Raw genomic sequence first — 18,376 nt, 5'->3', positions numbered from 1 at the left:
TTACCCCCTGTTACGTGTAAAATAGTTGCTTAAATCTGCAAACTGTTTCAGTGTCAGCGCCTCCCCACGTATCTGAGGAGTGACGCCCAGACTCTCGATGGCATCTGCGATCTCATCTTTGGCAAAAGGCAGTTCCGGCGAATTGTTCAGCCCATTCTGCAGCGTTTTACGCCTTTGATTAAAGGACGCACGTATGAGCTTAAACATCAGCTTTGGATCATCCACTTCTACCGGTGGTTCTTTATGCCTTGTCAGCCTGATTACTGCGGATCCAACCCCCGGTCTCGGGATAAAACAGTTAGGCGGCACATTGGCCACAATATAGGCGTCAGCATAGTACTGCACCGCCAGCGACAACGCTCCGTAGTCCTTGGATCCCGGCCCTACCTGCATACGTTCCGCCACTTCTTTTTGAACCATGACGGTAATATTGTCGATGGGAACTCCTCCTTCGAAGAGCCCCATAATAATTGGCGTCGTAATATAATAAGGAAGATTGGCAACCACCTTAATCGGCCGTCCACCATTATATTCCTCTGTCAGTTTATTTATGTCAACCTTCAAGATATCGTCGTTGATTATGGTGATGTTCTCATACTCCTTCAGTGTCTCCTGAAGAATCGGAATCAGATTCTTATCGATCTCCACCGCTACAACACTTCTGGCATGTTCCGCCAGATACTGCGTCATAGTCCCGATTCCCGGTCCAATCTCCAGCACGCAGTCATCCTCCGTCACACCCGCAGCCGCTATAATCTTTTCCAGCACATGGGTATCGATCAGAAAATTCTGACCAAATTTTTTCTGAAATGCAAATTCATATTTCTGTATGATCTCTATCGTCTTTTGGGGGTTTCCCAGTGTCGCCATTCGCGCCCTCCATTAAAGCCTGTACATTGTTTTCGCGTTTCTGTTTGTGATTTCTATTACCTCGTCCGCCGAAATCCCTTTTAAGCGGGCCACTTCCTCCACCACATACGGGAGATTCAGCGATGAGTTGCGTTTACCACGGTTTGGAACAGGCGAAAGATAGGGACAGTCTGTCTCTAAAACCATCTGCTCCATCGGCATATATTCCACGACTTCCTTCAGCTTCTTTGCGTTTTTGAAGGTTACGACTCCGCCGATTCCCAGATAGAAACCCATATTTAAATATTCCCGCGCCATCTCCTTCGTATAGGAGAAGCAGTGAATCACTCCGCCGAGATTCTCTGCATGAAATGACTTCATAATATCCAGCGTATCTTTCGCAGCATCGCGGCTGTGAATCACAACTGGAAGCTTCACTTCCCGAGCCAGCTCCAGTTGACGCAGGAACCACTTTTTCTGAACCTCCCGCCCCGGCTCATCCCAGTAATAATCGAGACCAATCTCACCGACAGCCACAATTTTCGGCAAAACAGAATTTTCTTTCAGCCAGGCAATACCACCCTCATTCAGTTCGTCGACCTCATTGGGATGGACGCCTATTGCTCCATAGACAAACGGATACTTCTTTGTCAGTTCAATCGTATTTTGCGAGGTAGCAAGGCTGGCCCCAATATTAGTAACCGCTTCCACTCCACATTCCTGCATGGAAGCAAGGAGTTCATCCCGGTCCTCGTCAAACTGCTCATCGTCATAATGAGCATGTGTATCAAATATCATCATTTTCTTCCCTCATATCACTGAACCCAGTTCCGCCCGCGCTGACAAAACGAGCCTGTCACCTGACAACCAGGAGCTGAATCAGATATAATACCATTATATGGACCGGATAAAACCAATAGAAAAAATACTTTAAATTTATCCGGCCTCTCGTACCATTATACATGCTGATTGGAATAAATGCCAGCACTGCCGCTCCAAAAAAGCTGATGCTTTCCAGCGCCGCCATAAGTCCGCCCACAAGCACCTGATATCGCTTATTTCTCCGAAACTCATATAGAATAACAATCATCAGTATACCGCTGATATCATAATCGCATCTCAGCAGATAAGCCGTCGCACAGCCAGCCGCAACCACTAACATTTTCTTAACCGCGTCATACTCCCAGCGCCGGTATCCAACCAGGACCACCAGGCCAATAAAAAGTGTAATATAAACGTTCTGATATGCCGGATAAAACCAGGTACCAAAGAATGCCAGATCAAATGGAATCTCCGAGATCAGACCGAACAGAAGCAGACGGCTCCCGTATTTTTTCACATTATGTGTGTGGAGAAATCCTTCCACCAGCAGGAAGCAGAAAATCGGAAAGGCAGCTCTTCCAATGATGCGCAGCCCCATATCCAGGTAATAGAGACGGCCAAGCAACTCATTTCCTTCCATCGCTACCATGTTCATATTGAGATATGGTTCCACAATTCCCGCTCCGATATGATCAATAAGCATGGTAACAATCGCAACCGTCTTAAGTGTATTTCCCGAAATTCCACCTGACCGTTCGCCGGCTCCATATTTTGCTGAAGTCTGCTCCATCCATACTCCTTTCATAAAACCAGTAGTCTGTCCTCCAAATCCTGGCGTGTATAGCAGGTACTGAGTACGCAAAGATTTGGAGTATAGATTACTGGGGCCGGATTCCCGGAACCCAGCCCCAACCTTCTACTCTATTAACAGATTTCTGCTCCCGCAGGCATCGTTTTTTCCGGTACCATAAGGGATAAATTGCCTTCCGCGTCCTCTGCGCACAGAAGCATGCCCTCAGAAAGTACTCCCGCCAGCTTCGCAGGCTTTAAGTTTACGACTACCATAACCTTCTTGCCTACCATCTCTTCCGGAGTATAGTGCGCTTTAATTCCGCTTACAATCTGCTTTACCTGGCTTCCGATACGTACCTGGGAACAAAGAAGCTTCTTCGACTTTGCCACTGCCTCGCAAGCGATTATTTCACCTACCTGAAACTGCAGCTTCGCAAAGTCATCGTAGGTAATCTCCTGCTTTGCCTCAATATCGATAACCTCAGGTGCGTCTGCTCCCGTCTCTTCACCAGTGCCTTCCTGTGCGGTTCCGACAGCCGAGGCAGCCTGCATGGCCTCTACTTTCTCCATTACCTCTTTGATATCCATACGGGCAAAGAGGATTTCCGGTTTATCCGTCACATGATTTCCACATGGGTAAAGTCCAAACTGATCCATCTGCTCCAGACTGCGTTTCTCAGTATGAAGCTGCTCCAGAATCTTTGCGGAAGTATCCGGCATAAAGGATTCCAGCAGAGATGCTCCAATGGTAATGGCCTCTGTCAGATTATAGAGCACAGTCTCTAAACGGCCCTTTTTCGCTTCGTCTTTCGCCAGAACCCAGGGTGTCGTCTCATCAATATATTTATTGCTTCTCCTGAATATGTTAAAGATTTCCGTAATGGCATCCGCCACACGAAGCTTCTCCATCTTTTCGCGGGCCTTTTTCACTTCGTCCAGTACGACTGCCTTTAAATCGTCGTCTAACGCCTCCATATCGCCTGCATTGTTGACCACGCCGCCAAAGTATTTATTGGACATGGAAATTGTACGGTTGACCAGATTTCCAAGGATATTAGCCAGATCAGAATTCATGCGCTCTACCATCAGCTCCCAGGAGATCACTCCATCATTGTCAAATGGCATCTCATGAAGGACAAAATACCTTACGGCATCCACGCCGAAGAAATCTACCAGAGTGTCTGCATAGAGGACATTTCCTTTGGACTTACTCATCTTGCCGTCGCCCTGAAGCAGCCACGGATGGCCAAACACCTGCTTCGGAAGCGGCAGGTCAAGAGCCATTAAGAAGATCGGCCAGTAAATAGTATGGAAACGGATGATATCCTTTCCAATCAGATGAAGGTCTGCTGGCCAGAGTTTCGCAAACTGTGCACTGCTGTTTCCATCACAGTCATATCCAATTCCAGTGATATAGTTAGTCAGCGCGTCAAGCCATACATAGGTAACGTGCTTCGGATCGAAGGTCACCGGAATTCCCCAGCTAAATGTCGTTCTGGATACACAAAGATCCTGAAGTCCTGGAAGGAGGAAATTGTTCATCATCTCATTCTTCCTGGATACTGGCTGAATAAACTCCGGATGCTCATTGATATGATTAATCAGGCGGTCTGCGTACTTACTCATACGGAAGAAATATGCCTCTTCCTTCGCCGGCTTAACTTCACGGCCACAGTCTGGACATTTGCCGTCAACCAACTGGGATTCCGTAAAAAAAGATTCACACGGAGTACAGTAAAGTCCCTCATAATAGCCTTTATAAATATCCCCCTGATCATACAGCTTTTTGAAAATTTTCTGTACCTGGGCCTCATGATCCTTATCCGTTGTACGAATAAACTTATCATAGGAAGTGTTCATCAGATCCCAGATCGTCTTGATCTGCCCCGCGGCATGATCTACGAATTCCTGTGGTGTTACGCCTGCTGCCTCGGCCTTTTCCTCTATCTTCTGACCGTGCTCATCTGTTCCTGTCTGGAAAAATACATCATACCCTTCGGCTCTCTTAAACCGGGCAATCGCATCCGCAAGCACTGCCTCATACGTATTACCAATGTGCGGTTTTCCCGACGCATAGGCAATGGCAGTGGTAATATAATATGGTTCTTTCTTACAATCTTTACACATTGTTTTTCCCTCCTGTACGTTTTATAACTAACTGCATTTCATTACTGAAAAGAATAAAGAGTCCGGCAAGCGTTTTTATTTCATAAGACCTGTTTTTCTGTGAAATAAAAAACCGCCTGTAAATATCCTTTCAGGACACTTAAAGACGGAATATTTCCCGTGTTACCACTTTAATTTATCCGTCTCTCACGACACGGACCTCTTCGGCTGCGCTCCCGTTTGAAACGGGAATTACAGTCTGACACGATAACGGGTGTAACCGTCAAAGCTTAAAGGCGGTAACCGCCACTTCGGCTCTGCTGCTCCAAGACCATGTTGGGAAGTACCTCAAGCTCCCTTTTCAGCTCCCGGGAGTCTCTGCACATGAAGCGCTCTTCTTACTCTTCTTTTCTCTGCATTCCTATATAAACTGGATTTGTAACTCTTAGTGTAATAGTTTCCATCCGGTTTGTCAAGCGGGAAACTGGTTAGAAATCCCGATAAAACTGAAAAACACGTTGTTTTTCGTCAAACTTTAACTCATGAGTTCTCTTTTTCTCCATATAATTATAATAGTGAATATTGGAGGAATAATTATGACAAACAAACACGTAAAACAGGCCCGCCGTCTGCTGGCCATTCTTCTCTCGGCCTCCATGCTGGCGGCCTGCGCGGGACCAAAGACACCTACACCGTCTGAAACGTCTTCCGCCCAGTACGAACAGTACAAATCGGAAAATGTGAGCGTCCAGAATCAATTTGACGCCCTCACTCAGACCATTTTCAAAGAAGAACTTAAGAATTCAGGCCTGGATCTTCATTACACGTTGGCTGATCCTGCTTCACGCGGCATCACAGAAGTTCCTGATACTTTTGGAGAATTTTCTCTGGGCAACATGAAGAAAAACTACGGTGAAATGCAGGATTTAAAGAAAGCGCTTGGCTCCATTGATATAAAAAAGCTGACTAAGGAACAGAAACTCACCTACAAGATTCTCTCCTCTTATCTTGAGACGGAACTATCTTCGGAAGGCCTGGAACTCTATGCACAGCCCTTAACCAGCACGATCGGCATTCAGGCACAGCTCCCGATCCTTTTGGCCGAATACACCTTTTACAGTAAAAAAGACGTAGATCACTACCTGGCCCTGCTGTCCACGATTGATACATATTATGGACAGATTCTGGAATTTGAGAAGGAAAAATCGGAGGCAGGACTTTTCATGTGTGACACCGCCGCCGACCATGTTCTACAGTCCTGTGAGGCCTACTTAATTCAACCGGATCACAGTTTCCTGGCGGAGACCTTTAACGAACGGGTTGATGCTCTTACCGATGCATCACCGGAAGAAAAGGCTGCATATAAAGAGCAAAACCTTGCGGTATTAAAAGAACATTTTATCCCCGCCTATAAGAACCTCATTGACGGGATCACTTCGCTGATGGGAACAGGGACTAATGAAAAAGGACTGAGTGAATTTCCACAGGGAAAGGAATATTTTGAATATCTTGTAAAATCCAACACGGCCACCTCCTATGACAGCGTTGTAAAGCTTCAGAAGGCAATTGAGAAACAGTTAAATTCTGATCTAAAGGCATTGGGAGAAATCGTGCAGACTCATCCCGAGCTGGTCGATGCCCTGGATACCTATGCATTCCAGTATACAAAGCCCGATGAAATTCTGGAGACCTTAAAAGCGCAGATTTCCAAAGATTTCCCCGCGCTTCCCAAATGCAGCTATAAGGTCAAATACGTTCCAAAAGCACTGGAGGGTTCCTTAAGTCCTGCATTTTACCTTGTGCCCCCGCTGGACCGTTACCAGGATAACGTCATTTACATTAACGGCGGCACCAGGTTTCAGAATGAAGATTTATTTCCGACACTGGCTCATGAAGGCTATCCAGGCCATCTATATCAAAATGTTTACTTTATCAGCAATAACACCTGTGATCTTCGGAAGATTTTGTCCTTCTCCAGCTATTCGGAAGGCTGGGCCACCTATGTAGAGTATTATTCCTACACGCTCGACAATGGACTCGATCCGAGCATGGGGCAGCTTCTGGCCCACAATGCCGCCATCTCTCTCGGCCTGTATGCACTGCTCGATATCTGCATTAATTACGATGGCTGGGACAAAGGACAGGTAAAAGAATATCTCAGTAAATTTTATAATATCGGTGACAGTGATGTCGCAGATACCATCTATTACAGCCTGGTGGAGAATCCTACCAACTATATGGAGTATTACGTGGGATACATGGAAATTATGGAAATGAGAAATACAGCGGAAAAGATTTTGAAAGATCAGTTTGATTTAAAAGCATTCCACACCTTTCTCCTCGACATCGGTCCGGCTCAATTCAGCATAATACAGCCATATTTCCGGTTGTGGCTGGCGGAACAGATGGATCAGTAGAATCAGAAAATGAGTTTAATGGGTATTTATTTGGCCACTTATCCAACTCTATTTATTGAACATTTAACCAACTGACGATTTCATCGAGCATGCATTTTCTAATTTCTTAGTATGTTTATTCAGCCCTTAATTTGTACTGAATAAAGGTGCCGCTTAATCACATTTACTTAGTGATTAAGCGGCACCTTTATCTATCTGCCATATTACTATTTTATAATTTCACACATAACCAGTATCTTCGATATGATAATAATTATTGCATGCCTCTTTACAGCTTTTTATAATCTCTGTTGTATTCCAGATAATCATTATCGCCATGCTCAATGTGCCCGCTGGAATAATTCTTTCCATCTACAAGAAGCTTCAGCTTGTCCAGTTCAAAATTTTCCGTAAATGTATTCCCAATGGCTGTCAGCATTAATAATTCCCCTGATGTCCCGCTGGATGGTACTTTTGAAAGATCAAGGGTACCGATGCCATCTTTTGTGTCAAAATTAAGGACCTCAGTCCCTTCTTCTAAAACACCATATTCAATCAGCTTATCAACCAGCGACTGCGCTGTCAGTTCATCTACTGCATCCATCGCCTGATTTAATCCTGTCGCATCTTCGTTAGAACTGTATACAGATATGATCTCCATCGGTTCCACGTTCGGGTCCGGTACTTTATCGCTGGCCCCGCCGGTCGATGCCTCAACCATAGGCTCTGTTGCTGATTCTGACTGTTTTACGGGAGTTGGTGTACATGCCGCCAAAGATAATACCAGCATAGCTCCTACAAAACACATGATGAATTTTTTCATGATTAATTATAGCCTCCTTCTAGTTCTCCTCAAGGCTCCGAAACCAGGTATTTAACTTGGTCAGAGCTTTAATCAAAGCTTCTACTTCATCTCCGCTCAGCTGACCGATAACGCCATCGATCATATCCTTATGGAATCTGGCATGATGCTCGTAAGCAGCCCTTCCTTTTTCTGAAAGAAATATATAGACAACGCGGCGGTCCTCTTTTCCTCTCTGACGAGTCACATAGCCTTTCTTAACCAGACTGTTCATCGCAATCGTCAGTGTCCCGACTGTCACAGAAAGCTCTTTTGCTATAGTTGACATATTCTTCGGTTCTTCGATCCCAATGGCTTCTATAACATGCATATCATTATTTGTCAAGTCCTTAAACTCAGACGTAATAATGGCCTGTTGTTCTATGTCCATAATATCGCGAAACAATCTTACCAATACTTCGTTAAGAGTCCCGTAAGTATCCACGTCTATCCCTTTCATACGTTCCTGCCAATAAAAGCTTCCTCATGATTATACATGATAATGAATCCTAAGGCAACCACCTGAATTCTTATGAAATTCTTAAAAAACTGTTTAATTACTGGATTTTATGCCAAAAATCGGCTCAAAATAATGCTTGCTGCCACTCCTGCCGCTGTAGCCACCAAAGCACCTCCCATAGTATACCTTGTTTTTTTGATTTTCACAGTGCCAAAATAGATACTGAGGCAGTAAAACACAGTCTCTGTACAACTCATTAAAATTGAGGTCAGCATGCCAACATAGGAATCTGTACCGTATTCCTTAAAAATATCAAGCACAAGTCCTGTCGCTGCGGAGTTTGATACCAATCGCACCAAAATCACAGGTACCACCGGTGCCGGAAGACAAAGCCAGCTTGCAGGATTCTTCAAAAGATCTCCCAGAAAATCCAAAAAGCCCGAAGCGCGCAGTACTCCCACCGCGGTCATCAATCCGATCAGCGTTGGCATAATCCCTGCAACTGTTTTCATCCCATCTTTTGCACCATTGATAAAATCATCAAAAACCGGACGTTTCGAAAGAATTCCAAATCCAACAATATAAAAAAGAATCAGCGGAACCATTGCCTCCGATAAAAATAAAATAAAGCTCATTGAAACTCCTCAATCCTGTCTATTACTACATTCTATTCAAAAATCCCCTTTTCATTCAGGGCAATCCAGGATAAAATAGAGTCAATGGCAGTTGTACCAAAAGTAACGCGCTCAATCGCCAGAATGGGCTTTTAACCCATGCGAAAGTCCCAATAAATATATGAAAAATATGATAAAAAGAAAGGAATATCCAATATGAGCATATTATTTTTACAGTATCCCCCATGCAGCACCTGCCAACGCGCCCGAAAATGGCTGGATGACCATGGAATCTCCTATGAAGCCCGCCATATTAAAGAGCAGAACCCCACCGCGGCAGAACTGGAAACCTGGTACAAGAAAAGCGGGCTCCCTCTGAAAAAGTTTTTTAACACAAGTGGAAATCTTTACAAAGAACAGAATTTAAAAGATCGTTTACCAGAAATGACTGAGGCTGAGCAGTTGGAATTATTGGCTACAGATGGCATGCTTGTAAAACGGCCGATTGTTGTGGGGGAAGATTTTGTTTTGGTTGGGTTTAAGGAAGTGGAGTGGGAAGATAAGTTGTAAAAAGGTTTAACTAAATTAAAAGATGATTTTATTTACTTAAATGTTTTATTGAAAAACAAGATACACTAAAACTTTTTATAGCAAAAAGACCTTTGGGCTTAATTTAATTAGGTTCTATACTGAATGTTGGGGTGTGCTAAAAAAACACTTCCAACATTCTTTTGTTTGTAATTAAGAAGCCTCCCAAACGCATTATCCCGACCAAAGTTTAAAGTTTACGGAGGTGCCCCTTATAGATGTACCCTAATTATACCAAGGCTTTCCTCAATTTGGAAGGTGCCTATATATAAAAAGTACTCCAGGCGGACTCCTTTATTAAAATTTTTATTCAGTTACACCCCTCAGAACAGACCTGTCCTTGCTGTGGGGCCAAAACTATACGGATTCTTGATTACCGCTTACAAGAAGTCCAGGACACCCCTTTACAGGGAAGGTAATCCCGGTCCTTTGTAAACGACGGTATGTCTGTACCTCCTGCCGCAAACGTTTTACGGAACCGTGCTCGTTTCTGCCATTCTGTCATCGCAGGACCCGCAGGCTTGCTTTCTACATTGTTTCCTTACTTCGCCAGACCTTTTCCGTAAAACAGATCGCAGAACTTACTGGTGTTTCCGTCCAAACAGTCTGCCGGCTTCAGGATACCATCAGCTATCCTACGCCCGACCGACTCCCGCAAACACTTTCCATTGATGAATTCAAAGGCAATTCTTTAACTGGCAAATATCAGTACAGCCCGGTTGATCCGAAACAACACCGAATTCTCGACCTCCTTCCGGATCGGACCCAGAGCCACCTGGCTGTCTATGGGCGCAGCATCCCCAAGAAAGAGCGATTAAACTTAAAGTTCTTCGTCTGTGATATGTGGCCGTCATATACAGAGCTTGCGCAGACGTTCTTTCCAAGTGCGAAGATCATTATAGATAAATATCATATTTTCCGCCAGGTTACATAGGCCATTGAAAACGTACGCAAACAAACTCAGTGCTCCATACTAGCTTCTCTGCGTAAGTATTTTAAACGCAGTTGAAAGGTCATTCTAACCCACTATAAAAAGCTGAAAGATGAGAACAACCATGCCTGTGACCTAATGTGAATATCTGCGTCTGGCACACTGCACGAAAGAGTGCTTTTATGATATCTGCCAGATAGATGCCTACAGTCAGCAGCAACGGGAATTTGATGACTGGATTACGAATGCCTTGAACTGCGGAATCAAGGAGTTTGAAGACTGTGCCAGGACCTACAGAACCTTGCGGAAAGAAATCCTGAATGCCTTGAAATACGGGCTGACAAATGATTCTACAGAAGGCTTCAATTACAAGATAAAGATATTAAAAAGGAGCAGCCACGGAATTTGAAACTTCAAACGTTTCCGGACCCGGATACTCCACTGTACATCATAGGATAAAATGGTTGGTAATACGAGGCTTATTTGGCATACCCAAAATCAGTATAACCTGGAATTATACATAAAAAGTACCCTTATTAAAGAGATGGGGCAAGATTTTAACAAATCCTACCCCGACTATTGATAAAGAGCCTTTAATTATAATCAACTCCAAAGGTCTTCTATAAAATTGCGTTATAAGTTATATTTTGCAAACACATTTTATTTATTCTGAGTCTTTAACTAATATACCATCTGTCTTGCTTGAAAGCATTTCTCTTATTCCTCCCGAAACTACCACATGAACTCCACGTAATCTATAATTACAGTCTAACGGTTGCCCTATTATGTTGAATGAGATTGCCTTAGTCATTAAATCATCGTCCGGACTATTCTCTTTGTTATATACAAACTTATAGTCAGCTACATTAGCCCACCTCTGCTCACTTTCTATCCAACGGTCTAAGTAAATACCAAATGTTGTCTCATCAATATCAACATGAGTTAATGTTTGCATATAGACTCCTATTTCTCCATTGCCAGGACTCGATATTTCTAAAATACCAGCTGAAATAACATTTCCTCTTGGCTGTTTTACTATAGCTCGACTTCCTTTAGTTGCAGCATTAAAAGTCTGTTGTGGCTCTGTGAAATATATATTTTGTGCAGAAGCCGGCATTGCACAAAATAATGTTATTATAAATATTAAAAATATGTTTAAAACTCGTTTTTTCATATCATACCTTTCTTTAGTAACTTAAATTTTCAATTATTTTCACAAATTCATCTTCCTCAATAATACCTGATATATAATAATAACATCCTTTTAAATCAAATTTAGCACTATATTCTACAGCCTCATTAATAAGCTTATTTTTCTCGATAGATATAGTAATATCTAACCATTTATTATATATTTTTTTATATTTACTTCTGTCAGATACTACATTATTAGAAGACGTTACAGGTTTTTTTGATTGTATAAAATTAAAAGCTTTATCTTCTAACAAAAATTTTATATTTGCATGATCAGCAAATATTTTTAATTCTTCGAATTTCATGTTAAATGGTATATACATTAATTTTAAAGGTTTTATATTTAATTGTTCACCAATATCTAAATATACTCTATCCACTTCATCATCTAATGTCAATATATACTCATCATTATTCCAAACAATATCACTTTTTCCCGAATCCCTCTCCCTCATTCTATAGTTATAAGCCTTCTTCGCCGATGTCCCCACAGAAGTCCCACCAATTATCAAAAACACTAACAGCGCAACAAACGCAGGCCTATGCATATATCTTCCTGCGTTGGTCAGACAGTTTTTTAGTTTTACCTGCCTTTTAACAGCAGGCTTGATTCCTCTTTTATCCATCTCAGCCAATATTTTCTGAAATTCACCGGGCGGTGCTTCAAGTAGATCAGAATCTGGTGCTATTTCCGGGTGCTCCTGCATAAAATCAAGCAACCGTGCATCCATTCTTACTTGTCGTGTTAAAAAATATTTTATTCGCTTGAAAACAGAACATTTTTTTCCATGATTCCTATCTTGGTCCACGCACACACCTCATAATTACAGGTTATCCTGAAGTTCCCACACGCTTTGGGGTTGACATTTTGTTGCTAACGTTTACTATAATAGTATATCGATATTGGGAGGCAACGTCTTATGAAAAAAATCATTTTAACCGGCGGCGGAACAGCCGGACATGTTACCCCGAACCTTGCTCTGATTCCATCTCTGAAAGAACATGGCTATGAGATCCGTTATATTGGATCCTATCAGGGAATCGAACGAAAACTCATCGAAGGAGCAGGGATTCCCTATGATGGTATCTCCTCCGGTAAACTCCGCAGATATTTTGACATCAAAAATTTCTCCGACCCATTCCGCGTTGTGAAAGGCTATGGCGAGGCCCTGAAGCTGATAAAACTCCACCGGCCCGATGTCGTCTTCTCCAAAGGCGGTTTTGTTGCCGTTCCCGTTGTTCTTGCGGCAAAGCATTATAAAATTCCGGTTATTATCCATGAATCCGATATGACTCCCGGACTGGCTAATAAAATCTGTATTCCATCAGCGGCAAAGGTCTGCTGTAACTTCCCGGAGACTCTGGGATACCTTCCAAAAGAAAAGGCATGCCTTACCGGTTCACCGATACGTAAAGAACTGTTACAGGGCGATCGGCTTACCGGACTTAAATACACCGGTTTGTCTGCCAACCGCCCTATCATTCTTATTATCGGCGGTAGTCTCGGTTCTGTTACCGTTAACCGCTCTGTACGCCATATACTTCCAAAACTGCTTGAGACCTTCCAGGTAATACATATCTGCGGCAAGGGCAATCTGGATGAAAGCCTGAAAACCACCGAAGGATATGTACAGTACGAGTACGTTGACGCACCATTGAAACATTTATTCGCTGCAGCGGATCTAATGATATCAAGAGCAGGTGCCAATTCTATCTGTGAAATTCTGGCACTCCATAAGCCTAATATCCTGATTCCACTTTCTGCTGCTGCCAGCCGCGGTGACCAGATCCTAAATGCGCGGTCATTTAAAAAACAGGGCTTCAGCTGCGTCCTGGAAGAAGAGAATCTTTCTGATGATTCCCTGTTCCAGGCCATTACCCAAACATATAACGACCGTCAAACCTATATCAGCCGCATGGAACAAAGCGAATTGCATAATGCCGTCGATACAATCGTGGATATGATCGAATCTCTGGCTTCAAACTAAACATTGTTAAATTGTTAAATATCGTATTTTGGTCCGAGAATCTTTTTCAGACACATTCTTGTCCTGTAAATCCGGGAGCGGCATACCGTTCCCGGTATCTCCAGCATCTCACAAATCTCCGGTATAGTTCTCTGTTCAAGGAAATACAGAACGGCCATCTCTTTCCATTCCTGTCTCATATTGGCGATTTCTGTAGTTATTCTCTGTATTGCTTCCTCACTGATTATAATATCAATGGGATCCGTTACCACATACGTGGTCAGCATCTCAATACATCTTACCGAATTTTCCTCATCAAGACTGACCTTTTCATAGCGTCCATTCTTTCTGAGACAATCAATCGCTTTTCCTTTCAGGATTTTCACCAGCATCGCTTTCTTGCGTGTTGGCGACCATGTTAAGGAATACTTCCTAAAGTAAGCTATGAAAGTTTCCTGAACTACATCTTCAAGTTCCATATTGGGAACATTCAGCGCTCTCGCAATCCGGCGGAGCGTTCCCTGATACTCTTCGTAAATCGACTGTAAAAGCATATCTTCATCTTGTTGCATGCTCATCTCCTATGCCCCCTTTGGTTACAGGGTGCTCCTTATGGCAGCTCCTGTTTCTGTTAATTCTTCCGGGCTCACCTCTCCCGGTACCCACGAAACCATAACAGGCCCTTTCTCATAACGAGGAATAATGTGCACATGAAAATGAAATACAGTCTGTCCTGCTTCCACCCCGTTATTCTGGACTACGTTAAACCCGGCGCAATTCAAAGTTTTTTTCATCGCCGTTCCTATCTTTGCTGCCAGTGGAAGGACCTTGGCCGCAACATCCTCATCCAACTCGCAGATGTCGCTGTAATGCTGCTTTGGAAGAATTAAAGCATGTCCTTTCGATGCCGGGCCCAAATCCAGAATTACACGAAACGTCTCGTCTTCGTAAATGGTTTCTGACGGTATCTCGCCATTAGCAATTTTGCAGAAAATACAATTGTCATCCCTCACACTCTCACCTCCTTCCATTTTATCCCCATATCTCGGTATTGCGTTTTTTCCTGGGCTTGCGATATAAAAGGACCCCCATTACAATGCCTATTAATAAACCTGCAATATGTGCGGCATTATCAACACCTGTGCTGGTAAAGCCAAAATACAGGGAACATACAATCATCACAACCAGTTGTCTGGTACTCAAGTCTTCCAACCGGCCACGATTTATGATGACGGCGTATAAAAGTCCGCCTATCACACCAAATATAGCTCCCGAAGCGCCGGCTGATACGACGTTTCGGTACTCCCCTAAATTCACGGCCATGGATACGATATTCGCCCCCACTCCGCAGATCAGGTAGAAAAACAGATATTTTATATGACCCAGGGCTCTTTCCAGATTATCACCCAGGATAAAAAGAATCAACATATTGTTCATAATATGGCTGATTCCAAAGTGCATAAATACAGAGGTAATCAACCGGTAATATTCACCTTTTTCTATTACCAGCGGCGCATACATGGCGCCGTGTGCCACCATGAATGATGTATTCTCCGAAGAACCTGTCGCCTCCAGAAAAAGGAAGTACAGCACGTTTAGCGCGATAAGGCCGGTATTCACATATGCTTTTTTTCGTCCGTACAAATCTTCCATTGTGCTCTCCTTATAATCTTACGACCATTCTAGCACAATTTGCCGCTTTATGTAAATATAAATCCAATATTTGCGATATAAACTTCTTCTCCAGGCAAAAGTACCGCGGTTTCATTCATCTCCAGCAGCCTTCCGCCTACCGTAGTTCCGTTTGTCGAATTTAAATCCGTAATCCTGTACTCCTCCCCCTCTCTGTCTATTCTCGCATGGAGACGGCTGACTGTATCACGGGCTAATACATAGTCTGCCAGTCCTTCCTGTTTACCAATAATAAACGGTACGTAGGAAATGATAATGTCAGGGATTCCCGGTTCTGTACTGCGGAGGCATCTGGAATTTAAAGGCCGTTCCGGTTCAGTCAATAGGGCCGTAGTACACTCCTCATGCTTAAAATTTACCTCATGATTACCTGTAACCGGAATTTCATGACTGTTCTCAGATTCTTCCTGAAATACCATCTGCCACTCATGACGACTTTCTTTCTCATCATAGCTGTTTTTGTCCTCTCGTTCAACAAAATCTCGTTCCTTCTGATCCCCCTCAAGTAATTCCGGAATGACGATACGCACAAATAAAAAAATTACTGTCAGCACATCCAGCGCAACCAGAAGCGGCCAGTATCGTTTTATACCTCTTTCTCCATATAAAAACCAGCAAAAAACAGGTCCACCTGCAGCAATAACGGCAAAGGTTAGAATATTACGGAACAGGACTCTCTTTTCCACCAGATTTTTCTCTCTCTTTTCACTGCCCTCCTGTAATGTAGTTCTGTTCTCAAACTCCTTTTTTCCGCGCTCTTTCCACTCAGATTCTCTTCGCACTGTTTTTTTATTCCTGCTCACCAATCGTAACAGTTCCGCCTCTCTATCGGTTTCCCTCGCATCCGCCTGCCACTCATTATCTTTCATCTCCGGTTCTTTCCCCCACTCGTTTCTCATATCATCAGACTTGTCCCGGCCTGTCAGCCTCAGAAGATCCCCCATTCCATAGTTCTCCTTCAAGCTCTCCTGATAAAGGCCGTATGCCATTACTACACACTCCTTATCCTGATGATTCACCTTTCCCAGAAGGTATTGCAGAAGAGCCGTCATCTCTTCCGGAAATATCCCCTGACGTCCTGGAATAAGACAGAGATACACCGTAAAATTTTCCGGCTCCACATAGATATAATCCGGCTCTAACAAAATCTGGCCTTCCTGCAGTAAATATGTCTCCATCCGCTCCAGAGTCCTGACGATCCCCGTAATCAGGCATCGGAGCTCCTCTGCCCCCAGGCTCTGGTATTCCAGAAGCCGCGTCAGAGGCTGTCTCGATGTAATCTCATAGTAGTAAGATCTTATGTTATCCACCTGCTTCACATGAAATTTCAAAAGTCCATCGATACAGTTGGAGGCCATCATCCGTATCTCATAGCTGTCGTAAAAAGTTTCTTCCGGGATAATAATCAGATAATTATGCTTCAGTTCTCTTTTATATTTGATTTCCATTTCATTCCTCCTGGTTTAAAAGACTGCACATCCGCAGGAAATTCTCCGGATCATATTCATTCTGGCGGATTGAAAGGGACCAGGTTCCCCCTTTTCCAGAGGCGCTGACGCTCCGTCCCATCAGTGCCGTTCTTTTTTCCTCTATGATGAATTTATAGCCGCTCCAGGAGAATGGTCTTCCTGCCAGGCGCTCTGCATAGGCCACCGCCTCCTCCGCCGCAATCTCCTCTCCATGACGTAAATACTCTGAGGCTCCCTGCAGGGCCATCGCTCCCACTGTCTCATCCCGCAGCCTGTACGCTGCCTGAACAGAAAACAAAACTGCCCACAGGACAAGCGCCATAATGAAGGCTGCCTCTATGGTATAACTTCCTGCCAGTCTTTTTTTCATGAAATCACCATCCAGATCCATCCGGGAATGAGGAACGGCAAAAATGGCACCGTCATTCTGTGTATATTTATTCCATGTTTTTTCCCATGCAGAAATAAAAACAGGCAAAATATACCGCCCCATAATATTCCGTATAAAAGCAGCCGCACATTATCATAAAAGCTTAAATAAAGCCCGCTGACCACGAAAAACAAGCCATCGCCAATTCCGATCGCACCTGCGGTCATCCAGCCTGCTGCCAAAAGCACCACCCCCACCAGGCCCCCGCTCAGGGCCTGTAAAACAGGCTCCCCACCAGTCAGCCTGATGGCACCTGCAACTGCCCCATAGCCCAGATACAGCCATACACTTACACTTTTATTCCGCAAATCCTGCCAGGCCGCAGCCGCTAAAAATGTCGTAAATATTATATGTACCCGGTTTATATCTTCCATTGAGTCTCCTCCTTTCCCGTCCCTCTCTATTTTGCGCAATAAGAACATGGCCCCAGATATTCCACCTCCGACAACGGCACTGCGCGCACATAAGCAATAATAGATGAGCAGTTCCTGTCGCCATGATAGCTCTCCCCACTTGGCATGATATATACAGAACTTCCCGGTCCCGCAAGGCCGCCGCATCTGGCACACGGTTTATACTTCCTGCCATCTGAATTTCTCACAGTTTCTACATCTGCAAAAGAGATTACGCTGATATGATTGTAAAGATAGTGGCAATTCCTGTTTCTATGGTACCGGGTACTGCTCTTGCCGATATAGACCAGTTCATCTTCCATATCCTGTCCAGTATCTCCATTCCCCTTTCCGCCGTCTCTGCCGATCCATGCTCTTCTGCAGCTTCTGGCTGTCATTGGCACGCTCTTCATGCGAAACACAGGAAATGGAAGAACCATCTGGTAGCTGAGAATTAAGTCTATAGTTTCTCCGTCCTCCAGAATCCGGGAGCCGGTCAGGGAAAACTGACCCGCCTTCTCCGTATGAATCCGGCTTCTTATCCTTCCTTCCGCATATAAGCGAAAGCCTGTCTTCGTCATATCTTCAATAAGTTCCTCCGGAATTCCGCTTTTCTTATAGTCTTCGCTTTCCAGCGTGGAATCGGACAGCACCCCCGCATACTGGCTGATTTCCGCGCACACCTGTTCCAGCTCCGTCTGTATTTTTCTGCTCTCATTCATCAGTACCATCGGCATCATCAGGATCATCATGGCAAACAGGAACAGCGGCAGTGCCAGCGCGGCTTCTACCGTTATGCTGCCGCACACACAAAGCCGGTCTCCCAGTTGTCT

The 18,376-nt window shown here is 44.0% G+C and carries 19 protein-coding genes, 1 pseudogene and 1 other annotated feature; of the genes and pseudogenes, 4 read left to right on the top strand and 16 right to left on the bottom strand.

What is annotated here, in order from left to right:
* From rsmA to metG, 4 genes are all read right to left on the bottom strand, one after another.
* Positions 1-870, bottom strand: coding sequence for a 16S rRNA (adenine(1518)-N(6)/adenine(1519)-N(6))-dimethyltransferase RsmA (gene rsmA, locus ACLTD4_RS05920; RefSeq protein ID WP_117622703.1), 870 nt, complete (start codon positions 868-870; stop codon positions 1-3).
* A gap of 12 nt (positions 871-882) precedes the next feature.
* Entirely contained in the window at positions 883-1,647 is a 765-nt protein-coding gene (locus ACLTD4_RS05915) for a TatD family hydrolase (RefSeq protein ID WP_117622743.1), read from the bottom strand.
* Between the two features lie 58 nt (positions 1,648-1,705).
* Positions 1,706-2,461: a TraX family protein gene (locus tag ACLTD4_RS05910; RefSeq protein WP_117622744.1), complete on the bottom strand. Its 756-nt coding sequence runs from the start codon at positions 2,459-2,461 to the stop codon at positions 1,706-1,708.
* Between the two features lie 134 nt (positions 2,462-2,595).
* Positions 2,596-4,590: a methionine--tRNA ligase gene (gene metG / locus ACLTD4_RS05905; RefSeq protein WP_117622704.1), complete on the bottom strand. Its 1,995-nt coding sequence runs from the start codon at positions 4,588-4,590 to the stop codon at positions 2,596-2,598.
* 138 nt (positions 4,591-4,728) lie between these two features.
* Positions 4,729-4,992: a binding site (T-box leader), on the bottom strand.
* A gap of 173 nt (positions 4,993-5,165) precedes the next feature.
* On the opposite strand from metG, the gene ACLTD4_RS05900 reads away from it, so the two are divergent.
* Positions 5,166-6,986, top strand: a complete 1,821-nt coding sequence (locus ACLTD4_RS05900; protein ID WP_117622705.1) for a DUF885 domain-containing protein — start codon at positions 5,166-5,168, stop codon at positions 6,984-6,986.
* A gap of 268 nt (positions 6,987-7,254) precedes the next feature.
* On the opposite strand, the gene ACLTD4_RS05895 is transcribed toward ACLTD4_RS05900, so the two are convergent.
* The 3 genes from ACLTD4_RS05895 to ACLTD4_RS05885 all read right to left on the bottom strand — a co-directional run bounded on the left by ACLTD4_RS05895 (position 7,255) and on the right by ACLTD4_RS05885 (position 8,901).
* Positions 7,255-7,788, bottom strand: coding sequence for a GerMN domain-containing protein (locus tag ACLTD4_RS05895; RefSeq protein ID WP_055659876.1), 534 nt, complete (start codon positions 7,786-7,788; stop codon positions 7,255-7,257).
* Between the two features lie 19 nt (positions 7,789-7,807).
* Positions 7,808-8,266: a MarR family winged helix-turn-helix transcriptional regulator gene (locus tag ACLTD4_RS05890; RefSeq protein ID WP_002605672.1), complete on the bottom strand. Its 459-nt coding sequence runs from the start codon at positions 8,264-8,266 to the stop codon at positions 7,808-7,810.
* 107 nt (positions 8,267-8,373) lie between these two features.
* On the bottom strand, positions 8,374-8,901 hold the full coding sequence (locus ACLTD4_RS05885) for a spore maturation protein (protein ID WP_117622706.1): 528 nt from the start codon (positions 8,899-8,901) through the stop codon (positions 8,374-8,376).
* 195 nt (positions 8,902-9,096) lie between these two features.
* On the opposite strand from ACLTD4_RS05885, the gene ACLTD4_RS05880 reads away from it, so the two are divergent.
* Together ACLTD4_RS05880 and ACLTD4_RS05875 are read left to right on the top strand one after the other, a co-directional pair.
* Positions 9,097-9,450 carry an arsenate reductase family protein gene (locus ACLTD4_RS05880; protein ID WP_117622707.1) on the top strand — a complete coding sequence of 118 codons (354 nt, stop codon included), beginning with the start codon at positions 9,097-9,099 and terminating at the stop codon, positions 9,448-9,450.
* A 236-nt stretch (positions 9,451-9,686) separates the two neighbouring features.
* A pseudogene (locus tag ACLTD4_RS05875) lies at positions 9,687-10,808 on the top strand (ISL3 family transposase).
* Between the two features lie 255 nt (positions 10,809-11,063).
* Here the strand turns inward: ACLTD4_RS05875 and ACLTD4_RS05870 are convergent.
* Entirely contained in the window at positions 11,064-11,573 is a 510-nt protein-coding gene (locus tag ACLTD4_RS05870) for a hypothetical protein (RefSeq protein ID WP_117622708.1), read from the bottom strand.
* 13 nt (positions 11,574-11,586) lie between these two features.
* Positions 11,587-12,402 (bottom strand): DUF4367 domain-containing protein, encoded by an 816-nt coding sequence (locus ACLTD4_RS05865; protein WP_243008286.1) that lies wholly within the window; start codon positions 12,400-12,402, stop codon positions 11,587-11,589.
* Positions 12,403-12,513: 111 nt separating this feature from the next.
* Between ACLTD4_RS05865 and ACLTD4_RS05860 the strand changes: the two genes are divergently transcribed.
* A complete protein-coding gene (locus ACLTD4_RS05860; protein ID WP_117622709.1) occupies positions 12,514-13,581 on the top strand; it encodes an undecaprenyldiphospho-muramoylpentapeptide beta-N-acetylglucosaminyltransferase in 1,068 nt (355 codons plus the stop codon).
* A gap of 14 nt (positions 13,582-13,595) precedes the next feature.
* Here the strand turns inward: ACLTD4_RS05860 and ACLTD4_RS05855 are convergent, their stop codons facing one another.
* Genes ACLTD4_RS05855 through ACLTD4_RS05825 form a run of 7 tightly spaced genes read right to left on the bottom strand, consistent with a single transcriptional unit; the run spans position 13,596 to position 18,352 of the window.
* Complete coding sequence (locus ACLTD4_RS05855; protein WP_025532466.1) at positions 13,596-14,138, bottom strand: RNA polymerase sigma factor; 543 nt, start codon at positions 14,136-14,138, stop codon at positions 13,596-13,598.
* Positions 14,139-14,156: 18 nt separating this feature from the next.
* Complete coding sequence (locus ACLTD4_RS05850) at positions 14,157-14,573, bottom strand: HIT family protein (protein WP_055659864.1); 417 nt, start codon at positions 14,571-14,573, stop codon at positions 14,157-14,159.
* 19 nt (positions 14,574-14,592) lie between these two features.
* The gene (locus ACLTD4_RS05845) at positions 14,593-15,213 is read right to left on the bottom strand and encodes a rhomboid family intramembrane serine protease (RefSeq protein ID WP_055659862.1); all 621 of its coding nucleotides are present in this window, start codon (positions 15,211-15,213) and stop codon (positions 14,593-14,595) included.
* 47 nt (positions 15,214-15,260) lie between these two features.
* Positions 15,261-16,700 carry a DUF6382 domain-containing protein gene (locus tag ACLTD4_RS05840; RefSeq protein ID WP_055659860.1) on the bottom strand — a complete coding sequence of 480 codons (1,440 nt, stop codon included), beginning with the start codon at positions 16,698-16,700 and terminating at the stop codon, positions 15,261-15,263.
* A gap of 1 nt (position 16,701) precedes the next feature.
* Positions 16,702-17,091: a hypothetical protein gene (locus tag ACLTD4_RS05835; RefSeq protein ID WP_117622710.1), complete on the bottom strand. Its 390-nt coding sequence runs from the start codon at positions 17,089-17,091 to the stop codon at positions 16,702-16,704.
* On the bottom strand, positions 17,088-17,525 hold the full coding sequence (locus ACLTD4_RS05830; RefSeq protein ID WP_055659856.1) for a prepilin peptidase: 438 nt from the start codon (positions 17,523-17,525) through the stop codon (positions 17,088-17,090). Before ACLTD4_RS05830 ends, ACLTD4_RS05835 begins: the two co-directional genes overlap by 4 nt.
* Positions 17,526-17,551: 26 nt before the next feature.
* Positions 17,552-18,352, bottom strand: coding sequence for a pilus assembly protein (locus tag ACLTD4_RS05825; RefSeq protein ID WP_243008285.1), 801 nt, complete (start codon positions 18,350-18,352; stop codon positions 17,552-17,554).
* Positions 18,353-18,376 lie beyond the last annotated feature (24 nt).

The organism is Hungatella sp., from assembly GCF_046966825.1.
Note: the sequence above shows the minus strand (reverse complement) of the source record. Positions and strands in the feature narration are given on the sequence as shown.

Coding starts and splice junctions, on each gene's coding strand:
- ACLTD4_RS05860 (WP_117622709.1), top strand. CDS start 12,514: ATGAAAAAAATCATTTTAACCGGCGGCGGAACAGCCGGACATGTTACC.
- ACLTD4_RS05910 (WP_117622744.1), bottom strand. CDS start 2,461: ATGGAGCAGACTTCAGCAAAATATGGAGCCGGCGAACGGTCAGGTGGA.
- ACLTD4_RS05880 (WP_117622707.1), top strand. CDS start 9,097: ATGAGCATATTATTTTTACAGTATCCCCCATGCAGCACCTGCCAACGC.
- ACLTD4_RS05895 (WP_055659876.1), bottom strand. CDS start 7,788: ATGAAAAAATTCATCATGTGTTTTGTAGGAGCTATGCTGGTATTATCT.
- ACLTD4_RS05870 (WP_117622708.1), bottom strand. CDS start 11,573: ATGAAAAAACGAGTTTTAAACATATTTTTAATATTTATAATAACATTA.
- ACLTD4_RS05855 (WP_025532466.1), bottom strand. CDS start 14,138: ATGAGCATGCAACAAGATGAAGATATGCTTTTACAGTCGATTTACGAA.
- ACLTD4_RS05840 (WP_055659860.1), bottom strand. CDS start 16,700: ATGGAAATCAAATATAAAAGAGAACTGAAGCATAATTATCTGATTATT.
- ACLTD4_RS05900 (WP_117622705.1), top strand. CDS start 5,166: ATGACAAACAAACACGTAAAACAGGCCCGCCGTCTGCTGGCCATTCTT.
- ACLTD4_RS05845 (WP_055659862.1), bottom strand. CDS start 15,213: ATGGAAGATTTGTACGGACGAAAAAAAGCATATGTGAATACCGGCCTT.
- ACLTD4_RS05890 (WP_002605672.1), bottom strand. CDS start 8,266: ATGAAAGGGATAGACGTGGATACTTACGGGACTCTTAACGAAGTATTG.
- ACLTD4_RS05915 (WP_117622743.1), bottom strand. CDS start 1,647: ATGATATTTGATACACATGCTCATTATGACGATGAGCAGTTTGACGAG.
- metG (WP_117622704.1), bottom strand. CDS start 4,590: ATGTGTAAAGATTGTAAGAAAGAACCATATTATATTACCACTGCCATT.
- ACLTD4_RS05885 (WP_117622706.1), bottom strand. CDS start 8,901: ATGAGCTTTATTTTATTTTTATCGGAGGCAATGGTTCCGCTGATTCTT.
- rsmA (WP_117622703.1), bottom strand. CDS start 870: ATGGCGACACTGGGAAACCCCCAAAAGACGATAGAGATCATACAGAAA.
- ACLTD4_RS05835 (WP_117622710.1), bottom strand. CDS start 17,091: ATGAAAAAAAGACTGGCAGGAAGTTATACCATAGAGGCAGCCTTCATT.
- ACLTD4_RS05830 (WP_055659856.1), bottom strand. CDS start 17,525: ATGGAAGATATAAACCGGGTACATATAATATTTACGACATTTTTAGCG.